Genomic DNA, 16,739 nt, shown 5'->3' with positions numbered 1-16,739 from the left:
GCCGGTGACGGCCCGCCCCTCACCCATGTCCGGGCCCCGCTCCCTCCGCCAACGGCGAGACGGACGCGGACCCACCGCCCTGCGCCAGCCGGTGCAGCCGCAGCGCGAGCTGGAGTTCCAGGGCGCGGCCGGGGGTGTTCCAGTCCGGGCCGAGCAGCCGCCCGACCCGCTCCAGCCGCTGCACCACCGTGTTCACGTGCACGTGCAGCACGTCCTTGGCCCGCGCCAGGCTGCCGCCCTGCGCGAAGTACGCGTCCAGGGTGCGCAGCAGCTCCGTTCCGCGCTCCGCGTCGTAGTCCCGTACGGGTCCCAGCACGCGCGCGGTGTACGCGGCGACGTCCGCCCGGTCGCCCAACAGCACGCCCAGGAAGCCGAGTTCGGTGAGGTCCGCGCCGTCGCCGGTACGGCCCAGGGCGTGCAGGGCGTCGAGGCAGCGGCGGGCCTCGGCGTGCGCGTGCGGGAACGTGGCCGGGCCCGTGGCGGGCCCGGCCGTCCCGACGGTCACCGGACTGCCCAGCGCCTTCGCCAGGTCGTGCGCGAGGTCCCGGGCCAGCTCCCCGGGAGCGGCGGGCGCGAGCAGCACGACCAGGCCCTCCCGGGTGCCGGCCAGGCCGCCCAGCGCACGGGCCCGCCGTGCCACGTCGGCGGCCAGCCGGGACCGTACCGGAGGATCGCAGTCCAGTACGGCCACGGCGTGCGGGGCCGCCAGGTCGACGCCGAGCCGCTTGGCGCGCAGCGCGAGGCTGCCGGTGCCCCGGCGGCCGGGCGGGGCGTCGGTCAGCAGGTCGTCGAGGAGTTCGCCGCGCACCCGGTCCTCGGTCTCGGCGACCGAGCGGTGCAGGAGCAGCAGCAGGGCGGTGACCAGACCGGCCCGCTCGAACAGGCGCAGGTCGGCGCCGGCGAGGGCGGTCGGACCCTGCGGGCCGCCCCGGCCGGACAGCACGAGAGCGCCCAGCAGTTCCGAACCGGCCAGCACCGCGCAGGTCCACACCCCCTCGGCGTACACGGCGCGCCCGTGCGTGCGGGAGGCGGCGAGGGCCTGCTCCGGCGGGGCGGTGGGGCCCTCGCCCACCCGGGCCAGTTCCGTGCCGTCGGTGTCGTGGACGGTCAGGCTGCCGTCGAGGAGGGCCGCGATGGCCGCCGCGACCTCGCCCACCTCGCCGCCGCGCAGCACCAGTTCGGTGAGCCGGTCGTGGGCGTCGGAGGCCCGGCGCAGGGACTCGCTGTGCGCGCGGGCGGTGGCGTTCGCCGCCTCCAGGCCGACCAGCGCGGCCCGGGTCTCCTCCATCCGCCGCGCCCCGTCGATGGCCACCGCCGCATGGTCGGCGAGCGAACCGAGCAGGGCGATGGCGTCCGGGGTGAACTCGCGGGGCGCCCGGTCGGCGGCGTACAGCACCCCGATCACCTGCTCGCCCAGCCGCAGCGGCACCCCGAGGATGCCGCGCAGCCCCTCCTCGCCGACCCCGTGGTCGATGGCCCTCGTGTGCAGGAATCGGTGGTCGGTGCGGTAGTCGCGGCTGGCGTACGGCCGGGCGCTCTGCGCGACCAGACCGCCCAGACCTTCGCCCATGCCGAGGCGCAACTGCTGGAAGGCGGCGGAGACCGATCCGTCGGTGACCCGCATGTACGTGTCCTGCGCCGCCGGGTCGTTGAGCGTCAGGTACGCCACGTCCGCGCCCAGCAGGGTGCGGGCCCGCCGCACGATGGCCCGCAGCACGGCGTCCAGCCCGCGCAGCGCCGCCAGGTCACCGGCCGTGTCGAACAGCGCGGCCAGCTCCGCCTCGCGCCGCCGGTGCTGGTCGAGGGTGCGGCGTACCGCCAGCGCCGCCTCCGTGGCTTCCGCCAGCCGGGCGGTGTCCGCCGCACCGGTCCCGGCCGCCCGCGCCCGTGCGGCCGGGCCCGCGAGGTCCTCGGCACTCGCGCCGGCGGCGAGCAGATCGAGCAGTTCGTGCAGGGCGTCGGCGGTGTGGGTCATGTGGCGGAGGGTCCGTCCGTACGAGAGGACAACGGGAGGTGCCCCAGCCTGCCGCGCCGGGCTCGGGCGCGACAGACCGGGGGCTCCGGTCAGCGGTGTTCGACAGACCGGGGGCTCCGGTCAGCAGTGTTCGGCAGACCGGGGGGCTCCGGTCAGCGGTGTTCGGCCGTCGCCCGCACCGGCGCCGCACTCCCGCCCACCGCGTTCCGCGTCAGGTCCCGCCCCCGCGTCTCCCTCGCGAAGTACACCGTCACCGCCGTGACCAGTGCCGCCCCGCCCAGGTACAGACTCAGCGGCAGCGTCGTGTCGAAGTCCTTCAGCAGCTCCACGGCGATGATCGGGGCCAGCGCCCCCGCCACGATCGACGCGAGCTGCGAGCCCATCGACGCCCCCGAGTACCGCACCTTGGTGTCGAACATCTCCGAGATGAACGCCGCCTGCGGCCCGTACATCGCCCCGTGCAGCAGCAGCCCCGCCGTCACCGACAGCGTGATCACCGCGAACGACTTCCCGTCCAGCAGGGCGAAGAACACGAACGCCCACACCGTCATCCCGACCGCACCGATCAGCGTCACCGGCCGCCGCCCGATCCGGTCGGAGAGCGCGCCCCACACCGGGATCGTCACGAAGTGCACGGCCGAGCCGATCAGCACGGCGTTCAGCGCGGTGCTCTTGGGCAGGCCGAGGTGCACGGTGACGTACACGAGCAGGAAGGAGGTCAGGAGGTAGTACGAGATGTTCTCGCCGAACCGGGTGCCGATCGCGGTGAGCACCTCGCGCCAACTGCGCCGGAACACCTCGACCACCGGCGCCTGCTCCTTCGCCCCGTGCGCGGCCTCCGCCTGCGCGGCCAGGAAGACCGGCGACTCGGACACCGACACCCGTATCCACAGCCCGATCACCACCAGCACGCCCGACAGCAGGAACGGAATCCGCCACCCCCACGACAGGAACGCCTCCTCCGACTGCACCGCCGCCAGCAAAGCCAGCACACCCGTGGCGAGGAGGTTCCCGCCGGGCGCGCCCGCCTGCGGCCAACTCGCCCAGAAACCACGGTGCTTCGCGCCCCCGTGCTCGGAGACGATCAGCACCGCCCCGCCCCACTCGCCGCCCAACGCGAAGCCCTGCACCAGCCGCAGCACGGTCAGCAGGATCGGCGCGCCGACGCCGATGGAGCCGTACGTCGGCAGCAGGCCCATCGCGAAGGTCGCGCCGCCCATCATCAGCAGGCTCACGACCAGGAGCTTCTTGCGGCCGATCCGGTCGCCGAAGTGCCCGAAGACGACACCGCCGAGCGGCCGGGCGACGAAACCGATCGCGTACGTCACGAAGGCGATCAGCGTGCCGACCAGCGGGTCGGAGGTCGGGAAGAACAGGGTGTTGAAGACGAGGGCGGCGGCAGACCCGTACAGGAAGAAGTCGTACCACTCGACGGTCGTGCCGATGAGGCTCGCACCGACGATACGGGCGATGCCGGTGCGTGGCGTCGCGGGCGGGGAGGCAGTGGTCATGGGAGGTCACCGGTTTCAGGAGGGGAGGTCGGAAGGGGAGCGGGGGCAGGATCAGTTGGCGGTCCAGCCGCCGTCCAGGGGCAGGGAGACACCGGTGACGGACGCGGCGTGCGGACCGCACAGCCAGAGCACGGCCGCCGCCACCTCCTCGGGCTCCAGGAGCCGCTTCACGGGGGAGCGGGTCAGCAGGACGTCGCCGACGACGTCGTCGGGGCTGATGCCGTGCACCTCGGCCTGGTCGCGGATCTGGCCCTCGACCAGCTCGGTGCGTACGTAGCCGGGGCTGACGCAGTTGCTGGTCACCCCGTGCGGGGCGCCCTCCAGGGCGGCGACCTTGCTCAACCCCTCCAGGGCGTGCTTGGCGGCGACGTACGCGCCCTTGAACGGGCTGGCGCGCAGGCCGTGGACGCTGGAGATGTTGACCACGCGGCCCCAGCGCTGGGCGTACATGTGGGGGAGTGTCTGCCGCAGCAGCAGGAAGGGGGCCGTCACCATCACCCGCTGGATCAACTCGAAGCGTTCCGGCGGGAGTTCGGTGAGGGGTGCGACGTGCTGGAGCCCGGCGTTGTTGACGAGGACGTCGATGTCGCGGGGGAGTGCGGCGAGGGCTTCGGGGTCGGCCAGGTCCACCACGTGGGCGTGCCCGCCGGTCTCCTCGGCCACGGCCTTGACCGCGTCGCCGTCGCGGTCGACGACGTGCACGGTGGCGCCCGCCTCGGCGAGGGCGCGGGCGCAGGCGCGGCCGATGCCACGGGCGGCGCCGGTGACGAGGGCGGTGCGGGGGAGGTGCGTCATGGGCCGAAACGGTAGGGAGGGGAGCCGCCCCGCACCCATGTGGTGGGACACCACAATTGCGGTGAGGCACATGGGGGTTCACCCCATGTGCCTCACACGGGCCGCCGGACCCGGCCCCCGTGCCGCACGCAGCCCCCGCCGGGGACGGCTCAGCCCAGCAGCCCCCGCGCCCGCTCCACGCGCTCCGGGTCCACCCGGATCCGTACCCCGTGGAAATCCGCCCCCCGCGTCGCGTCCAGCGCCATCCGCGAGGTCGTCCCGTTCGCGGTGGAGGACGGGTCCAGGGGGCTGCCCGGCAGCCCGTCGACCATGAAGACGTCCCGGTGCGGCTGGAGGTGGGTGGCCATCGCCCACAGCACCTGCGAGTCGTCCGTGACGTCCACGTCCGCGTCCACCGCGACGACCGTCTTCAGGTACGGGTCCCAGCCCAGCAGCCCGAGCATGATCTGCCGCGCCTGCCCCGGCCGGGAGGACCGCATCGCGACGTACGCGTGGAAGTGCGTCCCGGACGTCGGGTAGTACAGCGCCGTGACCTCGGGGAACCGCTCCTTCAGCTTCTGCGCCATCTCCGACTCGCGCGGAATCCGTGCCAGGTTGAGGTGCTCGTCGGTGTTGCCCCCGACCACGTCGAGCAGCAGCGCGTCGGAGCGCCGCAGCACCGTCTCCACCGTCAGCACGTCGTTCGTCGACCGGTCGGAGGAGTAGCCGGAGAACTCCCCGAAAGGCCCCTCCTCCGCGTGCCGCGCCGGGTCGATGTACCCCTCCAGCACGATCTCCGCGCTCGCCGGCACCCGTATCCCGTACTGCGGAGTCCGTACGACGTCGAGCGGCGCCCCGAAGAGTCCCCCGGCGACGTCCCGCTCGTCCACGTCCGCGCCCAGCCGGGCCGAGGCCGCCAGCATGAAGAGGGGGTGGCCGCCCAGCACCAGTGCCACGGGCAGCCGTTCGCCCCGCTCCTCGGCGAGCCGCAGCAACTGCCACAGGTGGCCGCGCGAGTGCAGGCTCGTCGCCAGCTCGTTGCGGCTGTGCACCATCGAGCGGTGGTAGCTGAGGTTCCCCGCCCGGCCGGGTGCGTCCGCCGGGGCCTCCGCCGCGATGATCCCGCTGGTGATGTACGGGCCCCGGTCGGAGGCGAAGTGCTGGATGAGGGGGAGCGCGGCCAGGTCCACGTCCGCACCCGACTCCACCACCTCCAGGACCGGCCCGTCCGCCACCACGCGCGGGGTGCACTTGCGGGCGGAGGCCGCCTGGTACGCCTCGTGCAGCCCGGCCGGGTCGGTGCCCAGCAGCCGGGCCACCCGCCTGCGCGAGGCGAAGACATTGGTGACGACCGGCGTGCCGAGCCCCGCCACGTCCCGGCAGACCAGCATCTCCTCCCGCCCCCGGGCCGCCAGCTCCATGGCCAGCGCGGCGACGTCCTCGCCGTCGAGCTTCTCCTCGACGGTCAGCACGTCCTCGGGGTGCGCCTGCGCGTACGTACGCAGGAAGTCCCTGAGGTCCTGGGAGACTTCAGTGCGAGTCACAGCACACCCCGGCCGGCTTCTCCGCGCCGAACATCTCGCCCCACTCGGGCGCCACGACCGACAGCCCCAGCAGCTCAAGACCGGTACGGATCGCCACCCGCGCCCCGTCGTACACCGGCTTGCCCAACTCCCGCTCCATCAGCGCCGCCACGGGCGCCACCGGCAGCTCCGTGCCCGCCACCACGATGCACTGCGCGTCCAGCGAGTCCGCCTCCTTCAGCACCCGGCGCACCCGGGAGACCGGCAGCTCCGCCGCCTCCCGCGCGTTCGCCAGCCCCAGCGCGGTCACCGAGGCGATCTTGAACCCGGCCGCGAGGTAGGTGTCCGCGAGGCGTCCCGCCGTCTGCTCGTTGCCCGCCGACACCAGCGCCATCGACACGATGTCCCGGCGCGAGAGCAGGTCGATCTGGCCGAGGGTGACCGTCGAGGCCCGTACCCCCGTGACCTCCTCCACCCAGCGCGCCATCGCCCGCCCGTGCGCCGCCCCGTGCAGGTCCGAGGAGCTGCCGCTCCACACCACCGCGCTGACCCCGGCGTCCGCCAACTGCGAGGCGGCACGGGTGAGTTCACCGGACTGGGACGGGGCGATCGCCGGGCCGCTCATCACCTCGGGGAGCGAGGCACGGGCGATCGGATGGGCCACCTCGATGGAGACCGGCTTGCAGATCTGGGCCACCCAGCGCTCGACGCCGACGCTGGTGGAGGGAACGAGATGACCGATGCGCTGCTGCATGGCGACACCACTTTTCTCACACGAAGAACGAGCTATGTATCGGCAGGGAAATCTGTACGGAAAAGGGGGTGGCCCCGAGCCTCCCGAGCATCGGAGCCACCCCCGGTCCGGGGAGCTACGCGCGCATCTCCGCCGCCGACTTGGCCGACGGGTTCTCCAGCGTCGCGAACGAGCTCTTCAGCCGCAGCTGCGCCTCTTCCTGGTCCCGCGGCGGCGGCGTCGGGTCGATGCCCAGCAGCTTCGCCACGTTGTTCCCGAGGTACCCCTCCAGGTGCTCCTCGCTCAGGTTCATGCCCTGCGGCGGCGGGCCCATCAGGACCTCCAGCTCACGGGCCCACATGCCGGGCTCGTTGGGCGGCGAGTCGGTGCCGAAGACCAGCTGGTGCTTCTCCATCTGCTGCGCGAACTCCACGATGCGCGACTGGAGGAGCCAGCCGGACTCGCCGTACACGTTCGGCGAGTCGAGGATCATGTAGAGCGCCTCGAAGCAGTACACGCCACCCGTCTGCACACCGAAGTGGCCGAGGATGAAGTTGACGTTCGGGAACTCGCGGATGATCGGGTAGAACTGCGTCGGGATCGAGTACGGCCCGTCACCGGTGTGGATCAGGACGAGGACACCGAGCTCGTCGCAGACCTTCAGCACCGGACGCAGCCAGTCCAGCGCCCGGTCCGGGCGGTAAGCGTGCATGTTGGCATGCAGCTTGACCATCTTGTAGCCGTATTCCTTGACGTGGTGGCGCAGCTCCGCCGCGCCGTTCTCCGGCCCGAAGCGCGGGTTGTACATGAAGTTGCCGATGAAGCGGTCCGGGTACGTCGTCACCAGGTGGGTGATGTACGACATGTAGTCCCGGATGCCCTCGCGCCCACCGCGCATCCCGTCCTGCCACACCGAGTTGCCCGGCGGGGGCATGATGCAGCCCATGTCGATACGGCGCGGCTTCCCGTTGATCATGTAGGGGCCGTCCATCATCTCCAGGGTGCGCTCGCCGGTGAACGGCGTGCCGTCGTGCCTCCATGCCTGGTCGACGATGTTGGTGGGGTGCATGTGGGTGTCGATGATCAAGGTGCTGTTCCTTCCCTGCGGGTTCTGGTCGTACGTACTGCTGTGTGGACCGTGGTGAACCGTTTGGGGACCCAGGGCAGGGCCCGCCTCACCTCCTTCGGCTGCTCGTCGGGTGTCAGGACCGCACCGGGTCGGTGAAGTCGTCGGGCCGCACCGGCACCCTGCCCAGCTCCAGGCCCGTCGCGTCGCGCAGGGCGTTCGCGATGGCCGGCGTGGAGGAGAGGGTCGGCGGTTCGCCCACCCCGTTCAGGCCGTACGGCGAGTCGGGGTGCGGCAGTTCGAGAAGGTCTATGGGCACGGACGGCATGTCCGCGATGGTGGGGATGAGGTAGTCGGTGAAGGAGGGGTTGCGTACCTTGCCGTCCTTCACGTGCAGCTCCTCCATCAGGGCCAGCCCCAGGCCCTGGGCGCTGCCACCCTCGATCTGCCCCTCGACGGCGAGCGGGTTCATCGCCTTGCCGACGTCCTGGGCGGTCGCCAGCTCCACCACCTTCACCAGGCCGAGGTCGGTGTCGACCTCCACCACCGCGCGGTGCGCGGCGAACGCGAAGGCGATGTGCGCCTGGCCCTGCCCGCGCTCCGGGTCCACGGGGTAGGTCCGCCGGTGGGAGTATTCGTACTCCTCCTCCAACGAACCGTGCACGGCGAGGAGTCGGCCGAGATCCCCGTCGCCGCTCAGCTCGGTGATCCGCTGCTTCAGCGCCTTGCACGCCCCCTGCACCGCACCCCCGCTCATCCAGCTGATGCGCGAGGCGGAGGAGGAGCCGGCGTCGCCGACCTGGGTGTCCGCGGGGAGGACCGTGACCTGCTGGACGCCGAGTTCGGTCCGTACGATCTGGGCCTGGATGGTGACGATGCCCTGCCCGCACTCGGCGGCCGAGGTGTGCACCTGCGCCACCGGCTCGCCGTCGGCGAGGGACAGCCTCACCCGGGCCACCGAGCGGTCGTCGACGCCGCCGGAGAAGCCGATCGCCTTGACGCCGATCGCGTACCCGACGCCGCGCTTGATGCCCTCGCCACGGGTGGTGTTGTTGAGGCCGCCGGGGAGCCCGAAGGTCCCCTCGCCGGGCGGCGGGAGAGGCCGGTCGCGCAGCCGCTCCAGCAGTTCCGCCGCAGGTGCGGGCCCGTCCACCTCCTGCCCGGTCGGCAGCATCGTGCCGGTCGTCATGGCGTTGCGCAGCCGCAGCTCCACCGGCTCGATGCCCAGGGCCCTGGCCAGCTTGTCCATGTTCGACTCGACGCCGTAACAGGACTGGACGGCGCCGAAGCCGCGCATCGCGCCGCAGGGCGGGTTGTTGGTGTAGACCGAGTAGCCGTCGATCTCGACGTGCGGGACCTCGTAGGCCCCGGCCGCGAAGTACGAGCCGTTGGCGATGACGACCTGCGAGGTGGAGGTGTACGCGCCGCCGTCGAAGACCAGCCGCGCCTTCACGTAGACGATCTTCCCGTCGCGCGTCGCCCCGTGCTCGAACCACATCTTCGCCGGGTGGCGGTGGACGTGCCCGAAGAAGGACTCCTCGCGGTTGTAGCTCATCTTCACCGGGCGTCCGGTGTGCAGGGCCAGCAGCGCGGAGTGGATCTGCACGGAGACGTCCTCGCGGCCGCCGAAGGCGCCGCCCACGCCGGACATCGTCAGCCGGACCTTCTCCGGGGGCAGGCCGAGCGCCGAGCACATCTGGTGCTGGTCGTCGTACAGCCACTGGGTCGACACGTAGACGTCGACCCCGCCGTCCTCGGCGGGTATCGCGAGCCCCGACTCCGGGCCCAGGAACGCCTGGTCCTGCATGCCCACGTCGTACGTCCCCGAGACGACGACCTCGGCGAGCCGCTCGGCCTGAGCCATGTCACCGTGCCGGATGCGGACATGGCGTACGACATTGCCCAACTCGTCCTTGCCGTCCACCCGTTGGGCGTGCACCCGGGGGCCCTCGCCGCTGACCGCCTGCTCGGAGTCGGTCAGCGGGGTGCGTATCTCGTATTCGACCTCGATCAGCCGCAGCGCCCGGCGGGCGGTCTCCGGGTGCTCGGCGGCCACCAGGGCCACCGGCTCGCCCTGGTAGCGGACCTCGTCCTTGGCCAGTACGGGCTGGTCGGCGACCTTCATGCCGTACAGCGGATGTCCGGGGACGTCCTCGTGCGTGAGCACCGCGACGACACCGGGGAGCTTCAGGGCCCTGCTCGCGTCGAAGCGCACGATGCGGGCCGAGGGGTGCGGGCTGCGCAGGGTCGCGCCCCACACCATGTTGTCCGCGTGCAGGTCGGAGGAGTACGCGAAGTCCCCCTTGACCTTCAGCCGGCCGTCGGGCCGCCGGACGCTTTCGCCCACCCCATTCCGGATTCCGGTAGCGGTGCTCACGATCGATCACTTCCCTTCCACGGCAATGGGGTTGGGTGGTGCGATGTGGTGCAGTTCCAGCAAGTGCTGTGTGCTGTACGGGAGTTACGCCACCGGGTGGATCCCCGGCCCCCTCGTGTCGTCCTGGTCGGGGCCCGCGGCCACCGCCTGGGAGAGCCGGATGCGCAGGCGTCTGATGTGCTCCCGCGCCGCCAGCTCCGCCGCGTCCGGGTCGCCGGCCGTCATCGCCTCGAAGATCCGGCGGTGCTCGGCCACGGCGAGCCGGGGGGCCTCCGGGCTGCGCCACAGCGAGTGCAGCGCCAGGTGGGCCTTGCCCTGGATGGTGTCCAGGGCCGAGGTCAGGTGGGTGTTCCCGGCGACCTCGCGGATGAGGCTGTGGTAGGCCATGTCCATCTCGATGTGCGCGGTCTCGTCGTAGTCCGAGGTGACCACGCGCTCGTGCCGCTCCAGCAGGTCGCGCAGTTCGCCGACCTTGGTGGCGTCGAGCCGCTCGGTGGCCAGGCGCGCCGCCAGTCCCTCCATGACCTCGCGGACCACGTACAGCTGACGTACGTCCTCCAGGTCGACGGTGGAGACCACGGCGCCCCGGTGCGGGACGTGGGAGGCGAGTCCGTCGTGGATCAGCCGCTGCACGGCTTCCCTGACGGGGCTGCGGCTGATGCCCATCTGTGTGGCGAGTGCCGGCACGGACAGTGCGTCGCCCGGACGCAGACGGTTCGCCAGCACGGCGGCCTTGAGCTCGTCGTACGCGCGGTCCGCCAGCAGACTCCCGGCCGCGACCGGATTCACAGTGTGCTGCACGGCCTGCTGTGCTTTGTCGGTCGCCATCCTCGCCTCCCCATCCCTCATCGCTGTCGTCAGGTGCTACACGGGCCCGGGACCCTGCTGTACGGGGTCCTTCTCCGTGTGGACTTCATGTTGCATGTAATGTTCCGGCGGGTCAACGGGTTGAGCCTCCTTCCTGCGCCCTGTCGGCAGCCGCAAATGGTGGAAGAACAGGTTCAAAAGGACAGCCGTGAGGGTGCCCAGGATGATTCCGCTCTCGAAAAGTGCATGCAGTTGCCGGGTCGGCATCTGCTCCGCGAACTGCGGGAACGCCGTCGGCAGGAAGCCGATGCCCAGGCTGGCGGCCACCAGGATGGTGTTCCGCTGGTCCGTGAGGTCCGCCTGGAGCAGGATCTGGATGCCGACCACGCCGATGGTGGCGAAGAGCACGATCGTGGCGCCGCCGAGCACGGAGGCGGGCATCGAGGCCACGATCGCCCCGATCTTGGGCACCATCCCGAAGAGGATCATGATCACGCCGGCCGACGCGATGATCCACCGGCTCTTGACGCGGGTGAGCCGGATCAGCCCGATGTTCTGCGAATAGACCGTGCTGGGGAACGAGTTGAGCACCCCTGCGACCGCCGTGGCCAGCCCGTCCGCCCGCAGCGCCCGGGTGACGCCCTTGCCGTCCACCTCGCGCCCGACGATCTCGCCGACCGCGAAGAACTGCCCGATGGACTCCACCGCCACGATGATCATCACCATGAAGATGGCCAGGATCGCGACGGTGTCGAACTCGACGCCGTAGTGCAGGGGCGCCGCCATCCCGAACCAGGAGGCGTCCCCGATCTTGGAGAAGTCCGTCTTCCCCAGCATCGCGGCGACCACCGTGCCGATGACCAGCCCCGCCAGGACGGCGATCGTGGCCATGAAGCCGCGCGAGAACTTGTACAGCAGCAGAATGACCACGAACGTCACCGCCGCAAGACCCAGCTGCGCCGGAGACCCGAAGGTCTTCGCGCTCGGGTCGCCGCCGCCCACCTGGCGTGCGGCCACCGCGAGCAGGGTGATCCCGACGATCGTCACGATGGTGCCCGTGACCAGCGGAGGGAAGAACTTCACCAGCTTGCTGAAGATCGGCGCGATCACGAACAGGGCGAGCCCCGCCGCGATCACCGCCCCCAGCACGGTCGGCATCCCGGCCTTCGCGCCACCGGCCGCAAGACCCACCGAGACCAGCGAGGGAACCGCCGTGGTCGAAGTGCCCTGCACGATCGGCAGTTTGATGCCGACCCCCTTGAAGCCCACCGCCTGCATCAGCGTGGCGATGCCGCAGGTCAGCAGTGACGCGTTGACCAGCATCCCGATGTCCTTGTCCGGCAGGCCGACTCCCTGCGCGACCAGCAGGGGCATGACGACCGCGCCGGCGTAGAAGGCGAGCACGTGCTGCAACCCGTAGACGGCGAGCCGCCAGGCGGACGGCACGGCCTCCACCGGGTCGGACGACTGGTCGTCCGTCCACTCCTGTTCCGAAGAGCCCTGTTCTGTGGTGCGGGACATTGTGCGTTCTCCCTCCACCCGCCGCCCGTGACGGCAGGGGTCCTTGTATGCGCACGTACGGTGGCCGCGGACGGGCAGCCGTGGGTCCTGCGATTTCTCGGGAGGCTGTGGTGCTCGGGAGGTCTGTGCGGCCCGGGAGGAAGCCGGTGGGGGGAAATCCTGGGGGAGTACGGGGCGGCTCAGTGCTGCCAGGAGCTGCGCAGGGCGTCGAACCCGGCCCGCGACACCAGCCGTTCGGCCCGCTCCTGCGCCTCGGCCAGCAGGGCCGTCTCGTCCACGAGGGTGCAGCGGCCGTCCTCGTACACCACCCGGCCGTCCACGATCGTCATCTCGACGTCGCTGCCGCGCGCGGAGTAGACGAGGGTGGCGACCGTGCGGTGCACGGGGCGCAGGTGCGGCCGGTCCAGATCCACGACCACGACGTCCGCCGCCGCGCCCACCGACAGCGTGCCGGTGCCGGTGCCCGCGTACTTCCCGCCCTCGCGGGTGGCCAGCTCCAGGGCCTCCTCGCAGCGGGCGGAGGCCGGGTCGAGGTGGTGCTGGCGCTGGCCGAAGAGGGTCTGCTTCATCACCTCGAACATGTCCTGCCGGTGCCCGGCGCTCGGCCCGTCGGTGCCCAGCGACACCACCGCTCCCGCGTCCCGCAGCTCGCGCAGGCGCATCACGCCGGAGGCGAGGTAGGCGTTGGAGGTCGGGTTGTGCGAGATGCCGGCCCGGCGCTCGCCGACGTGCTTGACCTCGGCGTCGTCCAGCCAGATCGCGTGCGCCAGGGTGGCCCGCTCGTCCAGCAGCCCCTCCCTGGCCAGCCACTCCACCGGCCGGATGCCGTACGCCTCCAGGTAGCTCGCCGGATCCTTGGCCCCCTCCGAACAGTGCGTGTGCCAGCGCGTCCCGAACTCGGCGGCCAGCTCCACCGCACCCCGGACCAGGTCCTGGTCGACGTAACTGAGATTGAGCGGCGCGGGCCAGATCTCCACCATCGAGCTGCGCGGCGGCCTGCGCCGCATGCAGTCCCGCGTGATGTCCAGCTCCTCCTCGGTGGAATACCGGTAGAGCGCGTCCGGCAGCCCCCGTCGTACCGCCACCTCGGTCTTGTGGCCGAGCATCCCGCGCGCGATCGCCCCGCGCAGGCCCGCCGCCTCGACGGCCCGTGCCACGGCCAGGACGGTGTCCGGGTCGGTCGGCGCGTAGTGGTTGTCGATCACCGTGGTGATGCCCGAGCGCAGTGCCTCGACCGCGCCCAGCGTGGCCGCCACCCGGGCGTCCTCGGGGTCCACGGCTATCGAGTACGGCCACATGAACTCGCACAGCCACGGCCAGATCGACAGCCCCTCGCCCATGCCCCTGGCCAGCGCCTGGAAGAGGTGCGAGTGCCCGTCGACGAAGCCCGGCAGCACCGCTTTGCCCCGGCAGTCGACGGTCCGTACCGCCTCCCACTGGGCGTCGATCTCGGCGGCCGGGCCGACCGCCACGACGCGGTTGCCCGAGATCGCCACCGAGCCCGGCTCGTACACGGACCGCCGTCCGTCGACGGTCACCACCCGCCCGCCCGACAGCAGAAGGTCGCAACGCAGAGGGCGGGCGACGTCAGGGGTGTGCCTGGGCTGCATGGAGGTCCTCCCGGAAGGGTCACGGACATGCTCAATGTTGCATGTAACATATTCAGGCCAAACGGCCTGTCAACCCTCCTCGACGGAACGTGCTCGTCAGAGGCCTCTCAAGTCGAAAACCCCGCGAACTCCCCGCAGACTGATCGAACCGGGACGAAACCGGCCCGATTTCTGCGCGTACGTCGCTCGAGGCGTGCGCCCGATGCGCACGGGAGGAGGCGACGGGTGTCGGCCAGAAGCAGAAGAGCCGCTGCGCTCGTCCTGACCTCCATAGTCCTGGCCGGAACCCTGGGCACCGCCGCCGTCCACGCCGCCCTTCCCGACGACGGCCCCGCGCCCGTGGCGCACGCCGCCCCCGCCGAGCCGGCCCGCTTCGGGTCGGCCTGCCGGACCGTGATCGAGCGCTCGAAGGCCGTCGCGTACTGCCACAACCCCTACCCGGACGCCGACCTCGTCCGGCTGCACACCGAGTGCGCGCGCTGGTGGGACCTCGACGGCGACGCCGCCCCCGTCGAGGTCGGCCCGGCCGAGACCGTACGGCTGACCAGCCGCTGCTGGAAGGAGGTCGCCGGCGCCTGGGTCACCCACGAACGCGCCCCCGATCCACCGCTGCCGCCACCGCCCGTCAGAGGAGTGCGCCCACGGTGAGCACGGTCAGGCGCGGGTGCCACGGAGAGCACGGTCAGGCGCGGGTGCCACGGTGAGCACGGTCAGGCGCGGGTGAGCGACCCCCGCTCGGCCAGGCACTTCAGCGAGTAGCCCGCCGCCTCGGCCGCCGCGACCTCCGCGTCACCCGCCCGGATGGCCTCGATCAGCCGCGCGTGGTCCATGTGGTCCTCGGGCCGCAGCTCGTGCCCGATGTCCAGGCGCAGCCAGTCCCGCAGCAGATCGCCGAGGTCCGCGTACAGCCCGATCAGCACGTCGTTGTGCGAGGCCGCCACCACCGCCAGGTGCAGGGAGGCGTCCGCCAGGACGAACTGCTCGGCGTCGCCCGACGCCCACGCCTCCTCCCGCCGCGCGAGCAGCGCGTCCAGCTGCCGTACGTCCTTGTCCGTACGGCGCTGCGCCGCGAGGCGCCCGGCCGACGACTCCAGCGTGGAGCGCAGCTCGGCGATGTGCAGCGGATCGGCGTCCGCGAACCGGCGGTGCATCACCCCGGCCAGCTCGCTCGTCGCCACGACGTACGTGCCGGAGCCCTGCCGGATGTCGAGCAGGCCGTTGTGCGCGAGGGCGCGCACCGCCTCGCGGACGGTGTTGCGCGCCACCCCGAGCTGCTCGACCAGCTCGGGCTCGGTCGGAATGCGTGACCCCACGGGCCACTCGCCGGAGGTGATCTGGTTGCGCAGGGCGGTGATCACCTGGTCGGAGAGTGCGGAACGCCGGGGAGAGGTCAGCGTCATGGTGCTCCTCGTTCGGGGAGGGGTGCTGCGGCGGACGGGGTCGGGACGACGATTGGACAACCAATCATCCCATGATTCTATGATGGACCTTATGCCAGTCGATGAAACCAGGACCCTGAGCCCCGAGCCCCGCACCGCACACAAGCCCCGCACCGCCCCGGACACGCAGAAGAAGACCCCCGCGTACTCCGCATGGCTCGTGCGGCTCATGATCGTCGGCCTGGTCCTCGCCGCGCTGAACCTGCGCCCCGCCATCACCAGCCTCGGCCCTCTCCTCGAAGAGGTCCGCAAGGGCCTGGGGATGAGCGGCACGGTCGCCGGGCTCCTCACGTCCGTGCCGTCGGTCTGCTTCGCGGTGTTCGGCATCATGGCCCCGCGCCTGGCCCGCCGCTTCGGCCCGGCGTCCATCGTCTGCGCGGGCATGACCGCCATCGCCGCCGGACTCTTCCTGCGACCCTTCCTCGGCGGCACCCCCGGCTTCCTGATCGCGAGCGCGCTCGCCCTGGTCGGCATAGCCGTGTCCAACATCCTGCTGCCGGCCATCGTCAAGCAGTGGTTCCCGGACAAGGTCTCGACCATGACCGGCCTCTACTCGATGGCCCTCGCGATCGGCACCTCGCTGGCCGCCCTGTCCACCGTCCCGCTCACCAAGGCGCTCGGCGGCAGCTGGCAGACCGGCCTCGCCGTCTGGGGCATCCTCGGCGCCCTCGCGCTCTGCGTCTGGCTGCCGCTGGCGATCAAGCACGGCCGTGACCGCAAGGCCGCCACCGCCAAGGCCGAGGCCGAGACCCCCGAGGTCGAGGCCCTGGAGTCGGCCGCCGCGGTGCCCGCCCCCGGTCTGCGCATGGTCAAGTCCCGCACCGCCTGGGCGCTGGCCTTCTTCTTCGGCCTCCAGGCCACGGCCGCGTACATCACGATGGGCTGGATGCCGCAGATCTTCCGCGACGCGGGCATCTCCGCCGGCACCTCCGGCATCCTCCTCGCGCTGACCATGGCCATGGGCATCCCGCTCGCCTTCGTCATCCCGCGCGTCGCGACCCGCCTCACCAACCAGGGCCCGGTCGTCCTCGTCCTCGGCCTGTGCGGTCTGACGGGTTACGCGGGCCTCTACCTCGCCCCGGCGGGCGGCGCCTGGGCCTGGGCCCTGCTGCTCGGCGTCTCCAACTGCGCCTTCCCGCTCGCGCTCACCATGATCGGCCTGCGCGCCAAGAGCCACCAGGGCGTCGTCAAGCTCTCCGCCTTCGCGCAGAGCATCGGCTACCTGATCTCCATCCCCGGCCCGCTGCTCATCGGCGTGCTGCACGACGCCAGCGGCGGCTGGGGCCTGCCGATCGCGCTGATGGCGGCGCTCATGCTGCCGCAGATGGTCGTCGGCGTCCTGGCCGGCCGCAACCGCACCATCGAGGCGGAACTGGCCGCCTGACCCGGCGGCGGGGGAGCGG

The 16,739-nt window shown here is 71.8% G+C and carries 13 protein-coding genes; 2 read left to right on the top strand and 11 right to left on the bottom strand.

Annotated features, from left to right (window positions below; translation table 11 throughout):
• Nucleotides 1-19 precede the first annotated feature (19 nt).
• The 10 genes from IE269_RS04515 to IE269_RS04470 form a co-directional block, all read right to left on the bottom strand.
• Nucleotides 20-1,975, bottom strand: coding sequence for a helix-turn-helix domain-containing protein (locus IE269_RS04515; protein ID WP_189821428.1), 1,956 nt, complete (start codon nucleotides 1,973-1,975; stop codon nucleotides 20-22).
• A gap of 152 nt (nucleotides 1,976-2,127) precedes the next feature.
• Complete coding sequence (locus tag IE269_RS04510) at nucleotides 2,128-3,486, bottom strand: MFS transporter (protein WP_189821427.1); 1,359 nt, start codon at nucleotides 3,484-3,486, stop codon at nucleotides 2,128-2,130.
• Between the two features lie 51 nt (nucleotides 3,487-3,537).
• Nucleotides 3,538-4,281 (bottom strand): 3-hydroxybutyrate dehydrogenase, encoded by a 744-nt coding sequence (locus IE269_RS04505; protein ID WP_189821426.1) that lies wholly within the window; start codon nucleotides 4,279-4,281, stop codon nucleotides 3,538-3,540.
• A gap of 149 nt (nucleotides 4,282-4,430) precedes the next feature.
• Nucleotides 4,431-5,804 (bottom strand): UbiD family decarboxylase, encoded by a 1,374-nt coding sequence (locus IE269_RS04500; RefSeq protein WP_189821425.1) that lies wholly within the window; start codon nucleotides 5,802-5,804, stop codon nucleotides 4,431-4,433.
• Nucleotides 5,791-6,537, bottom strand: coding sequence for an aspartate racemase/maleate isomerase family protein (locus IE269_RS04495; RefSeq protein WP_189821424.1), 747 nt, complete (start codon nucleotides 6,535-6,537; stop codon nucleotides 5,791-5,793). Before IE269_RS04495 ends, IE269_RS04500 begins: the two co-directional genes overlap by 14 nt.
• A gap of 115 nt (nucleotides 6,538-6,652) precedes the next feature.
• Nucleotides 6,653-7,603: an amidohydrolase family protein gene (locus tag IE269_RS04490; RefSeq protein ID WP_189821423.1), complete on the bottom strand. Its 951-nt coding sequence runs from the start codon at nucleotides 7,601-7,603 to the stop codon at nucleotides 6,653-6,655.
• A 115-nt stretch (nucleotides 7,604-7,718) separates the two neighbouring features.
• Nucleotides 7,719-9,959 (bottom strand): molybdopterin cofactor-binding domain-containing protein, encoded by a 2,241-nt coding sequence (locus IE269_RS04485; RefSeq protein ID WP_189821422.1) that lies wholly within the window; start codon nucleotides 9,957-9,959, stop codon nucleotides 7,719-7,721.
• A gap of 84 nt (nucleotides 9,960-10,043) precedes the next feature.
• The gene (locus IE269_RS04480) at nucleotides 10,044-10,787 is read right to left on the bottom strand and encodes a GntR family transcriptional regulator (protein WP_189821421.1); all 744 of its coding nucleotides are present in this window, start codon (nucleotides 10,785-10,787) and stop codon (nucleotides 10,044-10,046) included.
• A gap of 36 nt (nucleotides 10,788-10,823) precedes the next feature.
• Complete coding sequence (locus IE269_RS04475) at nucleotides 10,824-12,287, bottom strand: nucleobase:cation symporter-2 family protein (RefSeq protein WP_189821420.1); 1,464 nt, start codon at nucleotides 12,285-12,287, stop codon at nucleotides 10,824-10,826.
• Between the two features lie 179 nt (nucleotides 12,288-12,466).
• Entirely contained in the window at nucleotides 12,467-13,897 is a 1,431-nt protein-coding gene (locus IE269_RS04470; RefSeq protein WP_189821419.1) for an amidohydrolase family protein, read from the bottom strand.
• A gap of 225 nt (nucleotides 13,898-14,122) precedes the next feature.
• Between IE269_RS04470 and IE269_RS04465 the strand changes: the two genes are divergently transcribed.
• Nucleotides 14,123-14,545 carry a hypothetical protein gene (locus tag IE269_RS04465; RefSeq protein ID WP_189821418.1) on the top strand — a complete coding sequence of 141 codons (423 nt, stop codon included), beginning with the start codon at nucleotides 14,123-14,125 and terminating at the stop codon, nucleotides 14,543-14,545.
• A gap of 62 nt (nucleotides 14,546-14,607) precedes the next feature.
• Here IE269_RS04465 and IE269_RS04460 read toward each other — a convergent pair whose 3' ends face one another.
• Nucleotides 14,608-15,297 (bottom strand): FadR/GntR family transcriptional regulator, encoded by a 690-nt coding sequence (locus tag IE269_RS04460; protein WP_189821417.1) that lies wholly within the window; start codon nucleotides 15,295-15,297, stop codon nucleotides 14,608-14,610.
• A 91-nt stretch (nucleotides 15,298-15,388) separates the two neighbouring features.
• Here IE269_RS04460 and IE269_RS04455 point away from each other — a divergent pair, with 91 nt between their 5' ends.
• Nucleotides 15,389-16,720 (top strand): CynX/NimT family MFS transporter, encoded by a 1,332-nt coding sequence (locus tag IE269_RS04455; protein ID WP_189821416.1) that lies wholly within the window; start codon nucleotides 15,389-15,391, stop codon nucleotides 16,718-16,720.
• Nucleotides 16,721-16,739: the final 19 nt, after the last annotated feature.

Source organism: Streptomyces spiroverticillatus (assembly GCA_014650415.1).
Lineage (GTDB): Bacteria > Actinomycetota > Actinomycetes > Streptomycetales > Streptomycetaceae > Streptomyces > Streptomyces spiroverticillatus.
This window is presented reverse-complemented; position numbering and strand designations above follow the sequence as displayed.